Source organism: Parathalassolituus penaei (assembly GCF_026626885.1).
Classification (GTDB): Bacteria; Pseudomonadota; Gammaproteobacteria; order Pseudomonadales; family Oceanobacteraceae; genus Oceanobacter; species Oceanobacter penaei.
In genome coordinates, this window is record NZ_JAPNOA010000058.1 from 273444 (window position 1) to 294115 (window position 20672).

Below are 20672 nucleotides of genomic sequence, written 5' to 3' on the forward strand. Positions count from 1 at the left end.
CGGTTCCCGAATTATTCCGGACGTTTGATGCCGAATTCTTCAGGAGATTTCTTGGCGAAACCGGCGTCGTACACGATCCAGGAGGATACGGAACGGTAGGCAGTCAGGAAGTCCTGAGCTTCTTTGCCAGAAATACCCATCAGGGTAAAGCCACGGGAATCCATCAGAGCCTTGAAGTCAGGCTGTTGGGCAGATTCATTAAACGCAGTGCTCAGCTTGGTAACCACGTCAGCAGGGGTATCCGCTTTTACGAACACGCCGAAGAATGGGCCCCAAGGCAGCAGTTTTTCCAGACCCGGCAGGGTTTTGGTGATTGGGTCGATACCTGGCAGCAGCGGGTGCGGGGTTTCGTCCATCAGACCGATCACTTTCATACGACCGGCTTTAACGTGTTCGATAGAAGCACCCAGTACGGATGGCATCACGTCGATTGCACCACCTTGCAGAGCAGTCAGGGCTGGGCCGTCACCATCATAAGGAATAGAGGTCACATCCAGTTTTACCTGGGAGTCCACCATTGCCATCACGATAGAGGTCAGACCACCTGGGCCGGTAGATCCGACTTTCACCTTGCCTGGGTTGGCTTTGGCGTAATCGATCATCTCCTGCATGTTGTTGTACGGAGCGTCGTTACGGGCTACAAAAATCGGAGTACCACGAGCCAGGATGGAAACCGGGATCATGTCGTTGTAGTCGATGTTAGCCAGATCGAGAACCTTGTACATCTGTGGGTTCTCAGCACCCATCAGCAGGGTGTAACCGTCGCCTTTTTTGGCATTGACGTATTTCATGGCGATGGCACCAACACCACCGGTCTTGTTGGTCAGAACGATATCGGTGCCCAGCACTTTTTCTGCATGTGGGGACACTGCGCGCATAACGGCGTCAGTAGAACCACCCGCACCCCACTGGATGATGCCCTGGATGTCCTTGCTTGGATATTCGGCAGCGAACGCAGGAGCGGCGGCAAATGCCAGTGCAGCGATAGTGCTGAGAAGACGCTTTTTCATGATTATCTCCGGTTATTATTGTTTGGCCCATTCACAATGCCGGGCCTTGGCATGGCCGAGCTATCCTTGTCTGGATAGCCCTTGTGGTCAAATTCCATTTTGAGTCGGATATATCCGTTATTGGCACATAAAATCGACCAGTATCTCGGCTTCTGCGTTGAACATGCCTTCGCCCGTCATAGTATTACAGCCTACGGAACGGGCTACTTCCACCATAGGGGATACTTCCGGTTTGGTGATGGCATCTGCAACAAATTGACCTGCATGGAATTTTTCGACATCCACCGGGTACGGATCACCGGCTTTCATACCCACGGGCGTGACGTTGGCGATGAGGTCATAACCATCCGGACAGTTACGTTGTACACCAACACGGCCCGGAAATTTCTGGTCAAGACGGGTCACCAGTGCGCTCAGACGTTCAGGGTCAATATCGTAAATTCCCAGATAAGTGGCACCGCGTTCGAGAATTTCATACGCCACGGCTGAACCGGCACCACCGGCCCCAATCAACAGGGCGCGTTTGCCGTCCACCTCAAAGCCCTGTTTGCGGATGCCGTCGAGGTAACCGATACCATCAACGTTATCACCTATCAGACGGCCATCGGCTTCCTTGCGAACAATGTTGACTGAACCCACAAAGCGGGCCCGCTCACTGACTTCGTCACACAGGGCCAGTGTTGGAATCTTGTGGGGAATCGTAATCACCAGTCCCCCCACGTTCTTGATTGCACGCAAGGTCTGGACAGTTGCAGCCAGATCCTGTGGTGCCACATGCATAGGCGGAACAATCGCATTGATGCCACGACGCGCCAGAATTTCAGTCAGATAACGGGGTGAACGCACCTGTGCAATCGGGTCACCGAGAATCGGGAACAGACGGGTTTCACCAGTAATAATTGTTGTCATGTTGTGTGGTTCCTTGTCGCTCTGAAAAACGGATTGCGGTTGTCGGGGTTAGCCCCGACGTGTCTTGTTATTAAAGATTGGCAACCCGAGGGGCGGGTGCAGCCAGTTCGCCACGTGCACGCTGACAGGCATGACGCGCCGCCAGATAACCAAACACGATGCCAGGGCCGATGGTGATACCGGGGCCCGGATACTTGCCGCCCATAATCGAGTTGAGGTCGTTGCCACAGGCGTACAGACCCTCAATCGGTTGCTGGTCGGCGCGGATCAGCTGGGCGTTTTCATCGGCCATCAGGCCTTTGGACGTACCAATATCGGCCGGGTACAAACGCACGGCATAAAACGGCGCGGTGGCCAGTTCGCCGAGGTTCGGGTTAGGACCGGTATGCTGCGGATCACCGTTGGCGCGCTGATAGAAGTTGCTGCCACGGTGGAATTTCTCATCAACACCGGAATGGGCGGCGGCATTCATCTGGGCGACCGCAGCCTTGAGGTTATCGGCGTTGACCCCCAGTTTGCGGGCCAGTTCATCGAGGGTTTTGCCTTCCAGCAGATATCCGTCTTTCAGATACGGGCCGAGTGGGTCGCCACCGAGGCGCACCATTCCCAGACCAAATTTGGCGATGGCCTTGGCATCGGCAATGATCCAGGCCGGATTGGCCTTGCCGCCGCTGTTGAGCTGGGCCTTGCCGTATTCATGGTAGGACTGGCTTTCGTTTACAAAGCGGTTGCCGTCCTGATCCACACTCATGATGCCGGGCTTGGCACGGTCAAACACAAAGTGCGGGAATACTGCCGTGGTGCCATCGGCCCGTTTGCGAGTCGAGCAGGGGGCCCAGAAGGCCGGCTGGTCTTCGGCGCTGCCATAAAACGCACCCAGTGCTTCGGCCAGGCGATGGGCGCTGCCGGTGCAACCAGGGCCCGTTGGGCTGTAGGGAGGCATACCCTTTGGATAAAACGCGGCACGCTTTTGCGGATCGCGGCCAAAACCGCCCCCCGCCAGAATCACACCACCTTTAACGACTACGTCCTTGCTCTGGCCGTTCTGGCTCAGTGTCAGGCGGTTAACCCCTTTGCCCATCGGCACAATGGCGGTGGCTTCGGTGTTGACGGTGATGTTGATTCCCAGTTTCAAGGCAGATGCCAGCATACGGGCGATCAGGGCGTGGCCCATCACACTGCGGGCAGTCTGGCCGTAACGGATTCGGTCCCATACATAACGCATACCCAGACGCACGGTATAAAGCGCGGATTCAAACGTCTGGAAGCGTTTCAGCAGGTGCCCGATGTCTTCGCGGTTGATCATCATGCCGCCGAGGACGGTGAACTCCTCGATTGGTGGACGCAGCAACTTGAGGTTATCGCCCAGATGGCGGGTGATGTAAGGCAGCGGCTCCAGCGCACGACCACAGGTCACCGCGCCTTCGAGGTCAGCCATATAGTCCGGGTGGAATGCACACACACGGAACTGTACTTCGGTGTTATCCACCAGCTTGTGAATCGCTTCCGGGCCAGCTTTCAGAAAGGCTTCACGCATATAAGCCGGAGCATGTTCACCGACGGCGCGATCCAGAAAACCGGACACCTTTTCATAACTGTCGGGCTGGGTGGCGTGAATGCTGGCGTCTTTTTCATAACGGGTCAGCGGCACCCAGGTGGTACCACCGGACAGGGCACTGGTGCCACCCACGTATTCGGTTTTTTCCACCAGCAGCACACGCGCACCATCCAGCGCGGCATGTAATGCCGCAGCCATACCAGCGGCACCAGCCCCCAGTACTGCCACATCGTATTCAGCGCCGGATGTCAGGCGTCCGAAAAATTCATGAGCGGAAGTAGTCATGTTTCACCTGTAACCCGGCTGATCTTCATCGGTGTCAACGGGGCTGTTTTGTTGTTGTTGAGGGCATCATTCCATTTTTGTTAAACAATTTCAACTTTTAAAAATGTTTCAAAAGCTGGAAAGGTTTGGTATGTTGAATATGCCTCTCGTACACTGACGTGCAGATACAGAACTCATCGCAACGACAAGTGACTCCGGCCAACCGGAGCGACTACGGGAGAGAAACGAACATGAGCAGTGCCTTGCAGAAAGCCCTGTCCGTACTGGAGTACATGATCCAGCGGCCGCTGGGAGTGCCGGTGAGTGAAATCGCCACCGCGCTCAACATGCCGGTAAGCGGGGTGCATCGACTGATGAAAGAGCTGGAAAGCATCGGTTACGTGCGCCAGACCCGCGACATGGGTGACTACAAACTCACCATCAAACTGGCGTCACTGGGGCTTTCGTACCTGGGGCAGAGCGGCATCGTTGATGTCAGCCAGCCGATTCTCGACAACCTTGCCCAGCGCAGCCATGAGCTGGTGCGGATGTCGTTGATGGATGCCGGACAGCTGGTGTGGGTGGGCGTAGCTCAGGGGGCAACCTCCGGTTTGCGTTACGACCCCGGTTCCGAGCAGGGGCAGGTGATTCACCTGGCGTCGTCGGCCGGTGGTCAGGCCTGGCTGGCTGCCATGAGTGATGAAGCCGCCATTGAAGCCGTGATGAAGCAAGGGCTGATTCGTCCAGGAGAGCCGGGCGAGCAGTCACCACGCACCATTGCTGAACTGCTGGAGGTGTTAAAGGCCGTACGCGAACGCGGATACAGCCGCAATGCCAACAGTTATCTGGCGGGTATGGCGGCCATGGCCCAGGTGGTTCGCCATCCGGACACTGGTGAGCCGATTGGTACGGTGAGTATCGCCGGGCCATCGGTACGAATGACCGAAACCGTTATGGACGGTTTTCGTGATGCCCTCAACGACGCGGCGCGCGAGTTGAGTGAAGCCAGCCGGGCATCACTGTTTTTTTCGCGACAGGGTGAGGGAACCCGTTCGCTGACCAGAACCGCCGTCTGAGCAACGGCTTCCGGTCAGTCGGCCCCGACCTCTGTTGCCTGAATCGCACCGCGCGAACCATTAACAACAACAGAGTGTCGGTCGCTGAAGCCGGCCAGGAAGCTTGCATGACATCCATTCAACCGCGACTCCCTCACGACAGCACCAGCCAGGGCTGGTGTGATGATACCTACGACCTGATTGTGGTCGGCTCGGGTGCCGGTGGCCTTGCTACCGCAGTCACCTCTGCCCATCTGGGCTTGCGGGTACTGGTACTGGAAAAAGCGCCGGTACTGGGGGGAACCAGTGCCTGGTCGGGTGGCTGGATGTGGGTGCCGCGTAATCCGCTGGCGGTGGCGGCCGGTATCACCGAAGACATCGACCAGCCCAAACGGTATCTGGCTTCGCTGTTCGGCAAGCCGTTGGATGATCCGCGTATCAACCTGTTTCTGGAAAAAGGCCCGGAAATGGTCGATTTCTTCCGTCAGCACACCGCTGTGCGGTTTATCGACGGCAACAAGGTGCCTGACTTCCATGCCATTGACGGTGCCCGTGACGGTGGCCGCTCGCTCTGTTCTGCTCCCTTTGATGGTCGCCAGCTCGGTCCCTGGATTCACAAGCTGCGTCCACCTCTGAGTGTGATTTCGCTGTTCGGAATGGGCATTGCCTCCGGTCAGGACATCAAACATTTCTTCAACGCCACCCGTTCGTTGTCTTCCTTTATTTATGCAGGCAAACGGATCGGCAAACACCTGCTGGACCTCGCCCGTTATGGTCGTGGTATGCAGCTGGTGAACGGCAACGCGCTGGTCGCGGGTCTGCTCAAAAGTGCCCTCGACAAGGGTGTCACCATCAAGACGGATGCCAATGTGCTGCGTCTGTTAACCGCCGCCAATGGTCAGGTGATCGGTGTGGAAGCCAGTGTGGATGGCGCTACCCGTACGCTCCATGCCAGCCGTGGGGTGGTGATGGCAACTGGCGGTTTCCCGCATGACAAGGCCCGTCAGGCCCAGCAGTTTGGTACTGGTCGAGGCACCCTCCATTATTCGGCAGCGCCAAAAACCAACACCGGTGACGGTATGCGGATGGCCGAAACGGCCGGAGCGCAGGTGCCAACCGACCTGTTCCAGCCGGGGGCCTGGTCACCGGTATCGCTGGTGCCGGACGGCCGTGGTGATTACATCCATTTCCCGCATCTGGTTGAGCGGGCCAAGCCCGGCATTATTGCGGTGCTGCCAAATGGCCGTCGTTTTACCAACGAGGCTGAGTCCTATCACGATTTTATGCAGTCGTTGTTTGAAGCGACTCCGGCCGGACAGGAACCGCATTGCTGGCTGATTGCTGACCACAGCGCCCAACGTCGTTGGGGCCTTGGCTGGTCTCGCCCATTCCCGTTCCCGCTGACCCATTACCATCGCGTTGGTTATCTGAAGTCTGGCGACAGCCTGCAGGCGCTGGCCGCCCAGTGCGGGATCGACGCTGCCAATCTGAAAGAAACCGTCGGGCGTTTTAACGCTCAGGCCGATCAGGGCAAGGACACCGATTTTGGTCGTGGCGACTCGGCCTACAACCGCGTGCAGGGCAATCCTGATCACGGCCCAAATCCGTCGCTGGCGGCGCTGCGCAAGGGCCCATTCCACGCAGTAAAAATTGTGGCGGGCAGCCTTGGCACCTTTGCCGGAATTCGCACCGATGAATTAGGGCGTGCACTGGATGACCAGCAACGCCCGATCACTGGCCTGTATGCCGCCGGCAATGACATGTCGAGCATCTTTAACGGTTATTACCCAAGTGGTGGCATCACCCTTGGCCCGGCCATGACCTTTGGTTATGTCATTGGTCACCATCTGGCCGATGTGCCAGCTACCTCATTTGCCGCCGCGGCGGCTACCCAGGTTCACACTCAGGAGATCACACAATGAAGTACTACGAACTGGCTACTCTGCACACCGAACTGTTTGGTGCTGGCAAGGCTGCTCCCGGCATTCAGGCATTTCTGGCCGCACCGGAAGCCAAAGGCACCCTGCTGGGCGCCTGGTACTCCGATATCGGTGAACTGAACAACGTGTATTTGCTGCGCAGCTTCGACAGCTACGAAGACCTGCTGACCGAACGTAACCGTGTGCGTATGTCGGAAAACCCGTTCGGTTGTATGGACGTGCTGCTGGGTCTGGAAATGGACAGCTATCAGGCGCTGGATTTCCTGCCAGAAGTGGAAACCGGTGAATTTGGCCCGGTGTACGAAATCCGTACCTACCACACCAAACTGAACGGTCTGGCACCGACCATCGAAAAATGGCGTGAAGCGGTGCCACGTCGTACCGAATATTCCAAGCTGACCATTGCCATGTACAGCATCGACGGTGGCCCACGTTTCACCCAGATCTGGCCATACAAGAGCGCCAACGAGCGTGCTGAAGTACGTGGCAAATCGGTTGCTGATGGCGCCTGGCCACCAAAAGGCGGCCCAGCCTGGCTGACCGACAAGATGACCTCGACACTGGCCATGCCACTGCCGTTTTCTCCACTGAAATAAGCCGGTGACGACTCATGGCCTATCGTTTTTCGCTCGCGTTTCTGACCGTTTACGAGGTTGAACCTCCAGAGGCAGTGCGTATTGCTGCCGAGTGTGGTTACGACCTGGTGGGGCTGCGACTTCTGCCTGCGGCCAAGGATGGCCCATACCGCATCATGACTGATGACGGTTTGCTGGCCGAAACCCTGGCTGCCATGAAAGAAACCGGTGTTGCGGTTGCTGACATCGAGATCATCCGGATTGGTGAACACTTCGATCTGGCTGCTACCGAACCATTTCTGGCTCGCGGGCAGATGCTGGGGGCCAAACACATTCTGGTGGCCGGTGACGATCCGGATGAAGCACGTTTCACCCTCAACTATGGCCGCTTCTGTGATCTGGCGGCTCGTTACGGGCTGACCTGTGATCTTGAATTCATGCCATGGACCCAGGTGCCCAATCTGACCCATGCCATGCGGGTGATCAAGGCCGCCAACCGCGCCAATGCCGGTTTGCTGGTGGATACCCTGCATTTCGACCGTTCGCACAGCACGCTGGCGCAACTGGCCGAGGTTAATCCGGCGCTGCTGCATTACGTACAGATGAACGACGCGCTGGCGGATTACGATCCGTCCAACGAAGGCCTGATTCGTATCGCCCGTGAAGAACGCCTGTATCCGGGGGAAGGACAACTGGATCTCAAGGGCATTCTGGGTGTGATTGCGCCGGATGCGGTGATCAGCCTGGAAATTCCACACCTGCAACGTGCCAGTACCACACCGGCACTGGAACGGGCGCGTGCCGCCATTGAGGCCATGAAAACCCTGATTCGTCAGGTGCAATAAGTGTTTGCCGTTCTGACCTGCGGTCGGGCCGGATACCCCGGTTCTGGCACCGGGGAATGCAATGATGGCCAGGGAGGGCCGTCACCTATCGCTCGTCCAGGAACCTTGGTTTGGGTTGCTGGATGGGTTGCTACGGTGTTCCTCACAACAATGACAGTGCTCCTCGGCGTTGTGTGGTGAACACCGGCCAGCTGTGCCAGAGCTGGTCACTCGTCCTGTCACATCTTCAGGAGAGACTCCGTACTAGGGTCCCTATGGACGGAGCGGGTCTTCCGATCTCTCCTTTTTTCAATCGCTGGCACTGGGCTGGCTCAGTTCTGTTTGTGATTCAGTCTGTGATGGCCAGGATTCCGGCAGGAATTGTTAATTCTGATTTTCAGTAACGGGAAAACGGTTTTTCCGAAATGGTTGTTCGTCTGTAATGTCGATCAGCCAAGCCCCCGTTGGCATTCTTACGCTTCGTTACTGCATTGGATGGTCACGATCTGCTCGGTTTGTTAATTGGCACCGTCGTATGCCCTCTTGGGGGACCTTGTCCCCCGGCCGGGCGGGCCTCCCCCTGCTTTTGCCCGGCTGGGCTCGTGTCTCCGGTTTTCACCGACAACGGCTATTCGACCCCGGCCCGATGGCACATCCCTGTGCCAACGGGCCTTGCGGGGCATCCATGCCCCGGCCGGGTCGGCCGTTGCGGTGAATCCCGGCTCGCCCAGATGGGCATTGGGCAGCCAGCTACGCTGGGCAAATTCGGAAATCGATGAGCAGGCTGGAGAAGTCCTCAACTGATCAGCATCAGAGCATTAATGGGCTTTGCGGGCCGGATTGTGCAAACACTGGCAACAGAATCGCATCAGGATTCGCAAGATTAGGCATTCACCGGTTTGAGCTATATATTTTCCCTGAAGTACACTTGTATTAACGGACGGGGAGTAAATTCAGCAAACCGCCCGGATGAATTTAATATGTATCCAATATATGCGGTCTATCATATCGATATTGATATATAAAATAGCCGCATCCATGACCCGTGAGGTTCAACATGATTCAGGATATTCAGGCTCCCGGTGTTCGCGCTCTTGGCCTGGAGTTTATCGAGCTGACCGCTCAGGACGGCCCGGAGCTGGAACGTTTCCTGGTGCAGATGGGCTTTTCGGCCATCGCCCGGCATCGCCACAAGCCGGTGGTACTGTACCGTCAGGGCGAGATCAATCTGATCGTGAATGAATCCGCCACGGGGATGCCCCATGAACTGGCGCTGGAACGTGGCGTCAGTGTCTGTGCGCTGGCGCTGCGGGTTGAAGACGCCCAGAAGGCCTACCAGACCCTGCTGCAAAAAGGCGCCTGGCCGGTGGAAACCACCGCCGGGGTGATGGAGTTGAACATTCCGGGTGTGGAAGGTGTGGGTGGTACCCAGCTGCTGCTGATCGACCGTGTCGAGAATCGTCCGTCCATTTACGATATCGACTTTGAACCGATTCGCCCGGCGGCCGTGCCAGCCCAGCATTTTGGCTCGGTATCTGCCGTAACCCTGACGCTGGTCGAAGGCCGTAGCCGCGAATGGCTCGATTTCTTTATTCAGCTGTTCGGGTTTAGCGAGGCCGCTGACGGTCGCTCCGTTGTCTGCGACTCCAGTGGCCTGACCATCCATATTGCCGACCAGCCGCTGGTCGATGATGACAACATCGGTGACGAATACATTTCCGCCATTACCCTGCGTGGTCGCAGCCTGCCAACGGGTGTGGAAGTGGAAGAGGTCACCGGCGGCAACGGCCAGAAACGCCTGTTGCCAAACCTGCAGCAACCAGCCGTTCTGGAGTGGCTGTGGGAGAAAAATGCATGAGTAATTCTGTCGTTCTGGGCCTGGGTGGTTTACCCGGCACACTCGACCAGCGTTTGCAGGCTATTCGTGACGCCGGTTTTGATGCTGTGGAAGTGGATGCCACCGATATGGCGCGCTCCAGCTTTTCGATTGCCGAAAGTGTTTCCCACATCCGTTCCAGTGGCCTGCGGGTTGCGGCCCTGAAAGAACTGCGCGATTTCACAGGCCACGTTGGCCATGTGATGACCTACCGGATGGAGCTGGCCAAAACCAGCCTGTCGATGCTGGCCGATATGGGCGGCAAACTCATCATTGTGAACCCGTCAGCCAGCAACAAGACCACTCATGTGTCCGAACTGGTGGACCAGCTGCGGGCTCTGGCCACGCTGGCCATGAAACGGGGTATTCGTGTGGGCTACCGTCCGTTGCCCTGGTCTGATCATGCCTATGATTTTGCCAGCGCCTGGCGTCTGATCGAACAGGCAGGCAACCGTAACCTCGGTCTGGTGGTCGACAGCTTCCAGAACCTGACCGATCTTGACATCACCACCGTGTTCCAGCAGGTGCCAGCGGAAAAAGTATTTCTGGTGCGTCTGTCAGACTTCAAGATGAGTGCTCTGCACGTACTGGAAGACAAGATCGAAGTGGATCATCACCAGCGTTTTTTCCCCGGTGCCGGTAACCTTTCCGGTGATCTCGCCGAACTGGTGCGTCAGTGCCAGCAAAACGGTTATGAAGGGGATCTGGTGCTGAGTGTGAATGACGAGTCGTATCGTATGGCGGGTCTCGACAGTGCCATCAAGTCGGCATTACGAGCGCGTAACTGGCTCGACAAGATCACCACGGGCGCCTGAGCTGAGCAGACGCTGTTGATTCCGATGGACTGGATTGGGGATCAGGGGATAGCGCCCTGATCCGTTAACCGCGCATCCTTTGCAAATCGGCCTGCAGGCCCAGCTTTTCATTCAGATACGCCAGTTTGCCGCGGCTGTTGATGCTTAACGAGGCTTCCTGACCGGGACCCAGATTTTCCAGCCCCAACGCCATTTCCTCGGCGAACTCAAAAAAACGCACCTTGATAAACAGCGCCTGTTCGGTGGTTTCCACCACCTTGTTGATGGCTACCGTCGCCAGTTCCAGATGGGCATCGATTTCATCCATGCCACCTTCCACCAGCTTGACCATATCGGTCTGGTTGACTCCACCAAACTTGAAGCCCTGGGTGAAACTGCGCTGGTAACGCTGCCGTGACAGCACATCGGCAAAAACATCGCCCAGACGGGGGTGCACCTGATCCTCATCAACGCCCATCAGAACCGCAATGGTCATGGGGGCAAGGGAAAAGGCTTTGGTCAGATGCTGGCGGATATCATCCTGATTCATGGCAACAAGTCCTTTTCGATGAGGTGGAACGCGGCAGTGCTGGATAGTCAGTCTCGCAGATCAGGCGTCTTCAATATAGAGGCGTTGGTGGCGGGTTTCGCCCGCAATCGGCCGCTCTGTCGAATTGGTGTGCTCTGCGGGCGAACTGGCTCGAATATGACTTTCCAACATTTCGTCAGGGTCAGTGACACACAGTATCTTCTCATCATGACAAGCTGTTGGCGCTGTCGCGGATCAATCCCGGTCTGTGGAGTTCATGAGCCCGAATAGGCGGATTGGCAGCGGCAACATGCTGCCGGTTTTCTGACCTTAGGGGCTGTGGCGTTCGTTCTTCAATTCCTATCTATATGTTTTAAAAGCGGAAAATATCACTGGCACAGTGCTTGCTGAATCCATGGCATCAGAGTTTGAACGGCGTTTTTCCGACGTCGGGAGCAGCAACAATGGATCGAGCACTATATATCGCCATGTCCGGGGCCAAGCAGAACACGCTGGGCCAGGCGGCGCACGCCAACAACCTGGCCAACGCCAGCACCACCGGGTTCCGGTCGGATTACACCGAAAGCCGGGCCATGGGCGTATTTGGTGACTACTTTCCGTCACGTGCCTATGCCATGACCGAACGCCCTGCCAGCGATTTCCGTGAAGGACCACTGCAGGAAACCGGGCGAGATATGGATGTGGCGCTGGAAGGAGCGGGCTGGTTTGCGGTGATGGGGCCAGATGGTCAGGAGGCCTACACCCGTGCCGGTGATCTCAGTGTCGATCCGGCCGGACGTTTGATTAATGGCAACGGGCTGCAACTGATCGGTGATGGTGGCCCGGTGACCTTGCCGGAATTCACCAAAATCGAGATCAGCAAGGCTGGCATCATCACCATTCAGCCGGCCGGTGAAACTCCGGTGGGGGTCGCCGAGCCGGTCCAGCTGAAGCTGGTCAATCCCGATGCCAAACAGCTCGAAAAAGGCGAAGACGGCCTGTTCCGTTTTCGTGATCCCAATACACCACCGGCGCAGGCCGACCCGACGGTCACGCTGGTCAACGGTTTTGTTGAAGGCAGCAACGTTAATGCTGTCAGTGAGTTAACCAGCCTGATTGCGCTCAATCGTCAGTACGAGATGCAGGTGAAGCTGATGAAACGGGTGGATGAAAACACCGCCGCCACCACCCAGATTCTGGGCAACCAATAATTCCTGAGGAGACGCCATCATGTTAAGAGCACTCTGGGTCAGCAAGACCGGTCTGGAAGCCCAGGACCTGGCGCTGACCACGGTATCCAACAACCTCGCCAACGTCTCAACCACCGGCTTCAAAAAAGACCGCCCGGTGTTTGAAGACCTGTTGTACCAGATTGAACGCCAGCCGGGTGCCAACTCCTCGGCCGACAGTCGTTTGCCCTCCGGTTTGCAACTGGGCAGTGGTGTGCGCACCGCTGGTACTCAAAAGGTTTTCACTACCGGCTCTCTGCAGCTGACCGACCAGCCGCTGGATGTGGCCATTAACGGTCGCGGCTTTTTCCAGATTGCGATGCCGGACGGCACCATTTCCTATACCCGCGATGGCACCTTCCACCTCAACGATGAAGGGGTGGTGGTGAACGTTAACGGGTATCCCCTTGAGCCGCAGATCACGGTGCCAGAGCAAACCAGTAACCTGACCATCAGTACCGACGGCATTGTCCAGGCCACCATTACCGGTGATCCGACCCCGATCGATCTGGGCCAGATTGAAACCGTCGATTTTATTAACCCGGCCGGTTTGCAGGCGCTAGGTGGCAACCTGTTCCAGGAAACCGCCGCCAGTGGTGCACCGCAGGCTGGGGTGCCATCGGAAGCGGGGTTTGGTGCCTTGCAACAAGGGGCACTGGAAAACTCCAACGTTGAAGTGGTGGAGGAGCTGGTGAAAATGATTACCGTCCAGCGCTCCTATGAAATGAACTCCAAGGTCGTATCGGCAGCGGATCAGATGCTGCAGTTCCTGACCCAGAACGTTTGATGAGGTGAGACCATGAAACACTCCCGGACTCATGCTGAACAGGAAACCCGAATGCGGGTTACAGGTCGCTGGATGGCGCTACTGATTACCAGCGGACTGGTACTGGGCGGGTGTTCAACCGCCGTTCCCATGGAGAAGGATGTGTTTCCCGATGACCCGGCATTTGCGCCGGTGTCGGCCAGTTCCCTGCAACCGCCACCAACCGCGACCGGTTCGTTGTATCAGGCCCGTTATACCTCGGGCCTGTATACCGATCAGCAAGCCCGGCGGGTAGGGGATCTGATTACCGTGATTTTTGATGAGCAGTACCAGTCGAGTAAATCGGCACAGACCAAGTCTGACAAGTCGTCCAGCAACAGCATGAGCGCGGGTTCGATTCTCGGCTCCACCCCCGGATTCAAGAACCTGAACCTGGGCGTTGAAACCAGTGCCGACCGCACCTTTAACGGCAAAGGCGAGGCAGACCGTTCCAACAGCCTGAGCGGTCAGATCAGTGTGTCGGTAGCGGAAGTACTCCCTAACGGGGTGTTGAAAATCCGCGGTGAGAAATGGCTGACTCTCAGTGAAGGTGATGAATATATCCGTATTGTTGGCCTGATCCGGCCGCAGGACATCACCCCGGATAACACGGTTTCCAGTAGCAAGGTAGCCGACGCCCGTATCTCCTTTGGTGGTCGTGGCAATCTCAATAACAACACCAAACAGGGCTGGCTGGACCGGATTTTCTCATCGCCATGGTGGCCGATGTAAAACCGGTAACGACTGTTATACAGATCCTTTCGATATACAAGCGGCCGGATGGCTGCACCGTCTGCACGGCTTGTTAATTGGCACATCCGTATGCCCTCTTGGGGGACCTTGTCCCCCGGCCGGGCGGGCCTCCCCTTGCTTAGCCCGACTGGGCTCGTTTCTCCGAAATTCACTGACAACGGCACATCGACCCCGGCCAGATGGGCATTGAGCAGCCAGCTGCGCTGGGCCAGTTCGGCGACCGATGCTGAGGCTATCGCAGAGAGAAGAAATCGAAAGCGCAATTACTGGCTGTCATTCCCGAACATCGTGCGCCATACCGGCATTCGTCCGTCGGCCGGGAAAATGACTGCTATGGTTAAAGGGAGATGAGATTCCAGCCTGATCCTCAGGCTTGTGCAGGAGTGTTTGTATGCTGTCCAAACTCACCGGTTTCCGCCAGAGCCTGTTATTGCTGGTTGTGATTACCACCCTCGGCTTCACCATGCTGGTGGGGACAGCCCTGACGGCATTCCGGGGCCAGGCCGATGCCTCCGAGCAGGTGGCGAAAATCAACCATGAACTGCTGGAGCTGTCCAATCTGCACTCCGGTATTGTGGCGGTGCCGATGGACACGGCGTCCACTGCCGATATTGATCGGGTGCGTCAGGAAGGGCTGAAATATCTCGACCATCTCAAGCTGGATGGTGTGCATCTGGCGTCCAACATCACAGATTCTTTTAATACCTGGACTGATCAGGTCTTAAAAGCCCGCACCTGGCGCGAAACGATTGGTATTGATGACAAAACAGGGTTCAGAGCAGATCTGGCAGAAACCATGGCCGTGATCAAAAGCAGTATCTTCAGTCATATGCGGCCGCAGTTTGATGAGCTGGTGGTTGCTATTGACGAAATGCTGGTCGAACGCACGGTCGAATCGGTCAATCGGGTAAACGAAAAGCAGGAGGCTTTGCGAACTCTGGTGAACTATCTGGGGGTTAACGACGAGTTTGACGAAATCCTCACCGATAACGAAAGCGCGATGGAGAAGTTGCAGGATGCCATTATGGAATATGCGGGAGCTCATGATCAGGCCTTGGCTGCCTTGGCGGCTATTCACGACATGATCGATCAGCAGGAAAGCATTCTGAATCGGGAGCTTGATGCGGCCCATGTGGCTGCCGATGCCATGGTCGATCGTACCCGTATCACGATTCTTTCAACCGGGATTGTAGTGGCGCTGGTCAGTGGGCTGCTGCTGCTGCTGATCTGGCGTAAGGCGACCCGAACTCTTGGCCGCACGCTGAAAATTCTGGAGCTGATTGCTGCCGGTGACCTGACCCAGCGTATGCCGGAAAGTGCTGAGCGGAACGATGACTTTGATCGCCTTGGGCGCGCCGTTAACGAACTGACCCAGCGTCTGGGTGGTGTTCTTGGTGAAGTAAAACGCAGTAGTCAGACCTTGCAGCAACATTCCGCCGAGCTTGATCAGGTTCTTAATCGCCAGACGCGCAGCAGTGAAGAAACCGAACAGGAAACTCGTCAGGTTGCCGATGCCATCCAGCAGGTGAGTGACACCGTCGACGGTATGGCACACGCGCTGGACGAAACCAACCGCTTGTCGACCCAGGCCCAGAGTGCCACCGACAAGGGCGGTCGGGTAATCAATACTGCGTTGGGCTCTCTCGAACACCTGTCCACCATGTTCGATGAGTTACAGCAGCAACTCGATAACCTCAATGCGTCCTCCAGCCGGGTGGACGGTGTGACTGCCATGATTGGTGGCCTGGCTGAACAGACCAACCTGCTGGCGCTTAACGCTGCTATTGAGTCTGCCCGTGCGGGTGAGGCTGGTCGTGGTTTCTCAGTGGTGGCTGACGAGGTACGGGCGCTGGCGGAAAAAACCGTCAATGCGACCGGCAACATCAATCACATCATTCAGGACATGCAGGCGCAGCTCAAGCAGCTGCTGGAAACCATGTCGCAGGGCCGCAATCAGGTGAACAGCAGTCGCAAATTGGGTGATGAGGCCATTCACGAGATGCAGCAAATCGCCTCACTGTTCTCGCAGGTGAGTGAACGTAATCGTCAGCAAGCCGCCAGTGTGGATGCCATTGCTCGCACAACCCGGGACAACGTCAGCGGCCTTGGCCGCGTGGTTGGCAAGGTAGCCGACGGCACTGGCGGATTACGTAATATCCGCCAGTTCTCCGGCAATGTGGTGCAGCACTCCAGCCGTTTGCTGGACCAGACGGGCCAGTTCCGCTGTTAACGCGGGCTGATTCGGCTACTGGTCCGCTGGGCTTTTGACTTCTGCATACAGCTGGTGGCTGCCGTCGAGGTTCATCTGGATGACCTGATACGGCGTGAAGTCATTCCCCATCTCCATGCCAGGGCTGCCAACCGGCATACCCGGAACGCTCAGGCCCATGGCACCGGCAGGTGGTGCAGCGAGGAACTGTTCAACGTAACGGGCCGGTACGTGGCCTTCAAACACGTAACCCTGTGGCGAGAGGGCTGTGTGGCAGGAGCGCAGGGTAGGGTTGATGCCCAGCTGGTCTTTCAGAGAATCCATATCCGCCATGTTCTGGGTGCGGGTGTGAAGCCCCTTCTGTTCCAGGTGCTGAACCCAGTCACCGCAGCAACCGCAGGTCGGGCTTTTGAAGACTCGCAGGCCATCGAACTGGGCGGTATCGCGATCATCGCTGCTGCTATTGGCTTGTTCAGGCACCTGTGGGGTGCTGCTGGCCTGGCGGTCGGCATCAGCGAGGGCCCGCACTTCGGGGGTTTCGCTGAGGGCAACCTGTTCGAGGCTGGCCGCTGTGGCGGCTGCTTCTGCACTGGTCGGGGTACTGGTATCAACCGGGGTATTGCTCGACGCTATTGTGGTATCGGCACTGGTATCCGCAGTACCAGCTGCCGTTACATCCGCTGTTGGCGTTTCAGCGGCTGGCACGGTGTCTGTCACGGCGTCTGTTGATGCAGCCGTCACAGCGGATGCAGTGGTGGACTGTGTAATAGTGGATGGTGCAGTAGTAGATGGTGCAGTGGCGGTTCCAGATGAATCGGATGACAACTTCGCCACGTCCTGCTCAGCAGGCGCAACCGGTGCCGGGGCAGATGCCTCGCCAGCAGCGGTTTCTTCGACATTTTCTGTGGTGTCGGCAGATGACTCCGGAGATTCCGCGGTACAGGCCAGCAAGAATCCGGAGACTGCAATCGACAACAGCAGCAGTCGCAGATGAATAAGAATGTTCAAGACCAGGCTCCTTTGCGGCACGGGTCACATGGGGGTGTTTCGGGGCGGCAGGATAGCAGCAGAACCGGCATGAGTGGAGTGCTTTTGCGCCAGTTTCGTCCGACAGTCAGGTTGTCTTGAGGTTCCGAGCGTCATGACACTCTTGATGGGTTTCCAATAGTCCGGCGAGGCTGGCACAGCTCTCGCAATAGTTGTGTTAAAGCCGTGAAAAAACAGCGTAAAGCGGGAGTAAATCCCCTGAAAACCTGTTTTTCCGGCTCTCTGGGGCTTTGAACGACGGATTGTTGACGCCAGAACATTGGATGTCGATGCGGTGCAGAGCTCTTACAACCGACGGAGACCAGAATTATGCCCAGTCGAATCCTCACGGCCTTGTGCCTGTTGCTCAGTGTCAGCCTGGCACAGGCCGAACGTATCAAGGACATCACCAGTATTGCCGGTGTGCGCTCCAACCAGCTGATTGGTTATGGCCTGGTCGTGGGGCTCGATGGCACCGGTGACAAGGCGCCGTTCACCACCCAGACCTTCCGCAACATGATGGCGGAATTCGGGATTACGGTGCCCGCCGGTACTGACCCGAAATTGAAAAACGTGGCAGCGGTATCGGTTACCACCGATTTGCCGCCGTTTGCCAAACCGGGCCAGCGGGTGGATGTTACCGTGTCTTCGCTGGGCAACGCCAAAAGCCTGCGCGGTGGCCAATTGCTGTTTACCGCCCTGAAAGGAGCAGACGGCAACATCTACGCGGTGGCACAGGGCAACCTGGTGGTTGGTGGGTTGGGGGTTGAGGGGAATGATGGCTCCAGGGTGACCATCAATATTCCGAGCGTGGGGCGCATCCCCAATGGCGCGACGGTAGAGCAGACGGTACCAACGTCGTTTGCCAGTGGTGACAGCCTGATTTTTAACCTCGATCAGCCGGACTTCACCACCGCCAATGCGCTGGTCGACAAGATCAACAGCATGATGGGGCCGGGGACCGCTGAAGCACTGGATGCTACCTCGGTGCGAGTCAGTGCTCCGCGTGATACCAGTCAGCGGGTGAGCTATCTGGCGATGATCGAGAACCTGGAAATTGAAACCGGTGATGATCGTGCCAAGGTCGTGATCAACTCCCGTACCGGCACCATTGTGATGGGCCAGCATGTGCGGGTTGATCCGGTGGCAGTGACCCACGGCAGCATGACCGTCACCATTAACGAAAATCTGGCGGTGTCGCAACCGAACGCGTTGGCCAACGGCTCAACCGTAGTGGTGCCACAAACCAGCATCAATATCAGCAACGGCGGCGACAACCGGATGTTCAAGTTCGGTGGCACTGTGACGCTGGAAGAAGTGATCAAGGCCGTTAACGAGATCGGCACGGCGCCCGGTGATCTGATGGCCATTCTGGAAGCCATGAAGCAGGCAGGTGCCTTGCGTGCGGAGTTGATTGTTATATGAATACAGCCAGCAGTAACGATTACAACAATGGTCTTTTTGAAGAAATCCGTCTGCTCAGCAGCGAAATCCAGTCGTTGCTACGGCAGGGGGTACGCGACGGCGTGAACGAACGGATTGTGTACCGTGACGGTATCTTGCGCGCCTGGTTTGCGTCGGTGAAAAGCAGTATCGACCTGACCCGTCAGCAGCAGGACTTTCTGGAAAATCTGCTGGAGGTTGAAAAGGCTCTGCTCGAACAAATCCGGGACGAACAGTCGACGCTCGCCAGTCACCAGCGCGGCCATAAACAGACCCGCCATTATCAGAGTATGAGTCGCCACTGACCCTGATTGCTTGTCTCTGTAACGGTTAACCGCTTCCGGTTAACCCTTGATCCCGCGTTCCACCGGTGGTGGCCAGACGGTTGTCTCCCCCGTCTGGCCACCATTTCCTTGAACGTCATCGAGTCGTTAGCCTCCTGCTCGATCTGGTGAGCGTTCGTTAATCGCCAATCCCCGTTTTGATCAAAAAACCGCCTGTTAACCTCCTATAGCTGGCAAGCCTTTTGCTGAATACCGGAATAGTGTCAATTTTCCGGAACCATCATGCTGCTGAATCCCGCCAACACATCGTCAGAGAGTCGTCAGACACTGCCCGCCAGTGCCAACGTGCGCGCTGGTAATGCGGGTGATGCTGGTGCCGTGTACACCGATCTCAACAGCCTGCAGTCGATCCGTCAGATCGGCAAAGCCGACCAGTCAGCCGCCTTGATGCAGGTATCCAAGCAGTTTGAGTCGATGTTTGTGAACATGATGCTGACCTCCATGCGTCAGGCTAACGAGGTGTTTTCCGAAGACTCCCTGTTTGATTCACCGGAAGCATCGTTTTACGAAGGCATGCTCGATAACCAGATGGCGCTGAAGTTGTCCGGGCAGGGCGGCGGTCGTGGTATTGGTCTGGCTGATGTGATTCACCGTCAGCTGCTGGGCCAGTACGGCCAAGGCGAAAGCGGTGACAAAACCTCCAAAACCATTGCTGCCCTTGATGCTGATCCAACCCAGGCGCGTCTGGACCAGAGCAAGTTGTGGTCGCGGCGGGTAGCGAGCCCGCCACTGCGGCGTGCCATGGCGGAAGTCGACGAAGTATTGGCGCGTCAGCAGGGCGCCGGTGATACCAGCACTTCTGTGCGTAATCGCAGCGCGCTGGCCCAAAATGCAGAAGTTACCCTGACCGGTATTTCCACCTTTGTGGTTTCCAGTACAACCCCAGGTAATGCGGTGAATACACCACAGCGCCTGAGCAGCGCCAACTTGCGCGTGCAGGGCACCCAGCCAGCGGCAACCAGTGCTGGTGGCAAGGGGCAACAGTTTGCCTCCCCGGAAGAATTTGTTGCCGCCCTTTATCCTCACGCGGCCGCCGTCGGCGAAGAGCTGGGCGTTGACCCCCGTGCGATTGTGGCTCAGGCCGCGCTCGAAACCGGCTGGGGCAAACACATGATTCAGGACGCCAAGGGTAATAACAGTTTCAACTTCTTTGGTATCAAGGCCGGTTCCAGCTGGGATGGAGACTCGGTAACGGTCACCACTCACGAAGTTCGTAATGGCGTCACCCTGAAAGAGAAAGCCGCATTTCGCTCCTACGATTCGCTGGAAGATGGTCTGCGTGACTATGTGAGTTTCTTGCAGAACAGCCGTTATCAGGATGCCATCGGCCAGGGCATGGGTGCCGACCAGTATGGTTACGCCCTGCAGAAAGCCGGTTACGCCACCGACCCGCATTACGGCGAGAAGATTCGTCAGATCGCCCGCGGCGATTTGCTCAATCAGGCATTGCCAGATCTCGATGCCGTCAGCGTCAAAACGACCACCACACCTGCCAACCCTTTTAACTCTGCTGATAAGGAATAATCAGG

Annotated in this window: 18 protein-coding genes; 13 read left to right on the forward strand and 5 right to left on the reverse strand. The window is 57.0% G+C overall.

The window, feature by feature from the left end:
• Positions 1-11: 11 nt before the first annotated feature.
• The 3 genes from OUO13_RS17940 to OUO13_RS17950 all read right to left on the reverse strand — a co-directional run bounded on the left by OUO13_RS17940 (position 12) and on the right by OUO13_RS17950 (position 3762).
• Positions 12-1010 (reverse strand): tripartite tricarboxylate transporter substrate binding protein, encoded by a 999-nt coding sequence (locus OUO13_RS17940; RefSeq protein WP_283175279.1) that lies wholly within the window; start codon positions 1008-1010, stop codon positions 12-14.
• A 117-nt stretch (positions 1011-1127) separates the two neighbouring features.
• Positions 1128-1919: a shikimate dehydrogenase family protein gene (locus OUO13_RS17945; RefSeq protein ID WP_283175280.1), complete on the reverse strand. Its 792-nt coding sequence runs from the start codon at positions 1917-1919 to the stop codon at positions 1128-1130.
• Positions 1920-1989: 70 nt separating this feature from the next.
• Positions 1990-3762 carry an FAD-dependent oxidoreductase gene (locus tag OUO13_RS17950; RefSeq protein ID WP_283175281.1) on the reverse strand — a complete coding sequence of 591 codons (1773 nt, stop codon included), beginning with the start codon at positions 3760-3762 and terminating at the stop codon, positions 1990-1992.
• A 188-nt stretch (positions 3763-3950) separates the two neighbouring features.
• Here OUO13_RS17950 and OUO13_RS17955 point away from each other — a divergent pair, with 188 nt between their 5' ends.
• The 6 genes from OUO13_RS17955 (at position 3951) to OUO13_RS17980 (ending at position 10826) form a co-directional block, all read left to right on the forward strand.
• On the forward strand, positions 3951-4817 hold the full coding sequence (locus OUO13_RS17955; RefSeq protein ID WP_283175282.1) for an IclR family transcriptional regulator: 867 nt from the start codon (positions 3951-3953) through the stop codon (positions 4815-4817).
• Between the two features lie 107 nt (positions 4818-4924).
• The gene (locus OUO13_RS17960) at positions 4925-6718 is read left to right on the forward strand and encodes an FAD-dependent oxidoreductase (RefSeq protein ID WP_283175283.1); all 1794 of its coding nucleotides are present in this window, start codon (positions 4925-4927) and stop codon (positions 6716-6718) included.
• Positions 6715-7332: an NIPSNAP family protein gene (locus OUO13_RS17965; RefSeq protein ID WP_283175284.1), complete on the forward strand. Its 618-nt coding sequence runs from the start codon at positions 6715-6717 to the stop codon at positions 7330-7332. Before OUO13_RS17960 ends, OUO13_RS17965 begins: the two co-directional genes overlap by 4 nt.
• Positions 7333-7346: 14 nt before the next feature.
• Positions 7347-8156, forward strand: a complete 810-nt coding sequence (locus OUO13_RS17970) for a sugar phosphate isomerase/epimerase family protein (protein WP_283175285.1) — start codon at positions 7347-7349, stop codon at positions 8154-8156.
• Positions 8157-9192: 1036 nt separating this feature from the next.
• A complete protein-coding gene (locus OUO13_RS17975; RefSeq protein WP_283175286.1) occupies positions 9193-9993 on the forward strand; it encodes a VOC family protein in 801 nt (266 codons plus the stop codon).
• Entirely contained in the window at positions 9990-10826 is an 837-nt protein-coding gene (locus OUO13_RS17980; protein ID WP_283175287.1) for a sugar phosphate isomerase/epimerase family protein, read from the forward strand. Before OUO13_RS17975 ends, OUO13_RS17980 begins: the two co-directional genes overlap by 4 nt.
• A gap of 64 nt (positions 10827-10890) precedes the next feature.
• On the opposite strand, the gene OUO13_RS17985 is transcribed toward OUO13_RS17980, so the two are convergent.
• Complete coding sequence (locus OUO13_RS17985; RefSeq protein ID WP_283175288.1) at positions 10891-11355, reverse strand: hypothetical protein; 465 nt, start codon at positions 11353-11355, stop codon at positions 10891-10893.
• A gap of 443 nt (positions 11356-11798) precedes the next feature.
• Between OUO13_RS17985 and flgF the strand changes: the two genes are divergently transcribed.
• From flgF to OUO13_RS18005, 4 genes are all read left to right on the forward strand, one after another.
• Positions 11799-12545, forward strand: coding sequence for a flagellar basal-body rod protein FlgF (flgF, locus tag OUO13_RS17990; RefSeq protein WP_283175289.1), 747 nt, complete (start codon positions 11799-11801; stop codon positions 12543-12545).
• A gap of 19 nt (positions 12546-12564) precedes the next feature.
• Positions 12565-13350, forward strand: a complete 786-nt coding sequence (gene flgG, locus OUO13_RS17995) for a flagellar basal-body rod protein FlgG (RefSeq protein ID WP_283175290.1) — start codon at positions 12565-12567, stop codon at positions 13348-13350.
• A gap of 12 nt (positions 13351-13362) precedes the next feature.
• Positions 13363-14100, forward strand: coding sequence for a flagellar basal body L-ring protein FlgH (gene flgH / locus OUO13_RS18000; protein ID WP_283175291.1), 738 nt, complete (start codon positions 13363-13365; stop codon positions 14098-14100).
• Positions 14101-14512: 412 nt separating this feature from the next.
• Positions 14513-16351 (forward strand): methyl-accepting chemotaxis protein, encoded by a 1839-nt coding sequence (locus OUO13_RS18005; RefSeq protein ID WP_283175292.1) that lies wholly within the window; start codon positions 14513-14515, stop codon positions 16349-16351.
• Between the two features lie 15 nt (positions 16352-16366).
• On the opposite strand, the gene OUO13_RS18010 is transcribed toward OUO13_RS18005, so the two are convergent.
• Positions 16367-17338: a DUF411 domain-containing protein gene (locus OUO13_RS18010; RefSeq protein ID WP_283175293.1), complete on the reverse strand. Its 972-nt coding sequence runs from the start codon at positions 17336-17338 to the stop codon at positions 16367-16369.
• Positions 17339-17686: 348 nt separating this feature from the next.
• Between OUO13_RS18010 and OUO13_RS18015 the strand changes: the two genes are divergently transcribed.
• The 3 genes from OUO13_RS18015 (at position 17687) to flgJ (ending at position 20667) form a co-directional block, all read left to right on the forward strand.
• Entirely contained in the window at positions 17687-18781 is a 1095-nt protein-coding gene (locus OUO13_RS18015; RefSeq protein WP_283175294.1) for a flagellar basal body P-ring protein FlgI, read from the forward strand.
• A complete protein-coding gene (locus tag OUO13_RS18020) occupies positions 18778-19104 on the forward strand; it encodes a hypothetical protein (RefSeq protein ID WP_283175295.1) in 327 nt (108 codons plus the stop codon). The genes OUO13_RS18015 and OUO13_RS18020 overlap by 4 nt, the downstream gene beginning before the upstream one ends.
• A gap of 261 nt (positions 19105-19365) precedes the next feature.
• The gene (gene flgJ, locus OUO13_RS18025) at positions 19366-20667 is read left to right on the forward strand and encodes a flagellar assembly peptidoglycan hydrolase FlgJ (protein ID WP_283175296.1); all 1302 of its coding nucleotides are present in this window, start codon (positions 19366-19368) and stop codon (positions 20665-20667) included.
• Positions 20668-20672: the final 5 nt, after the last annotated feature.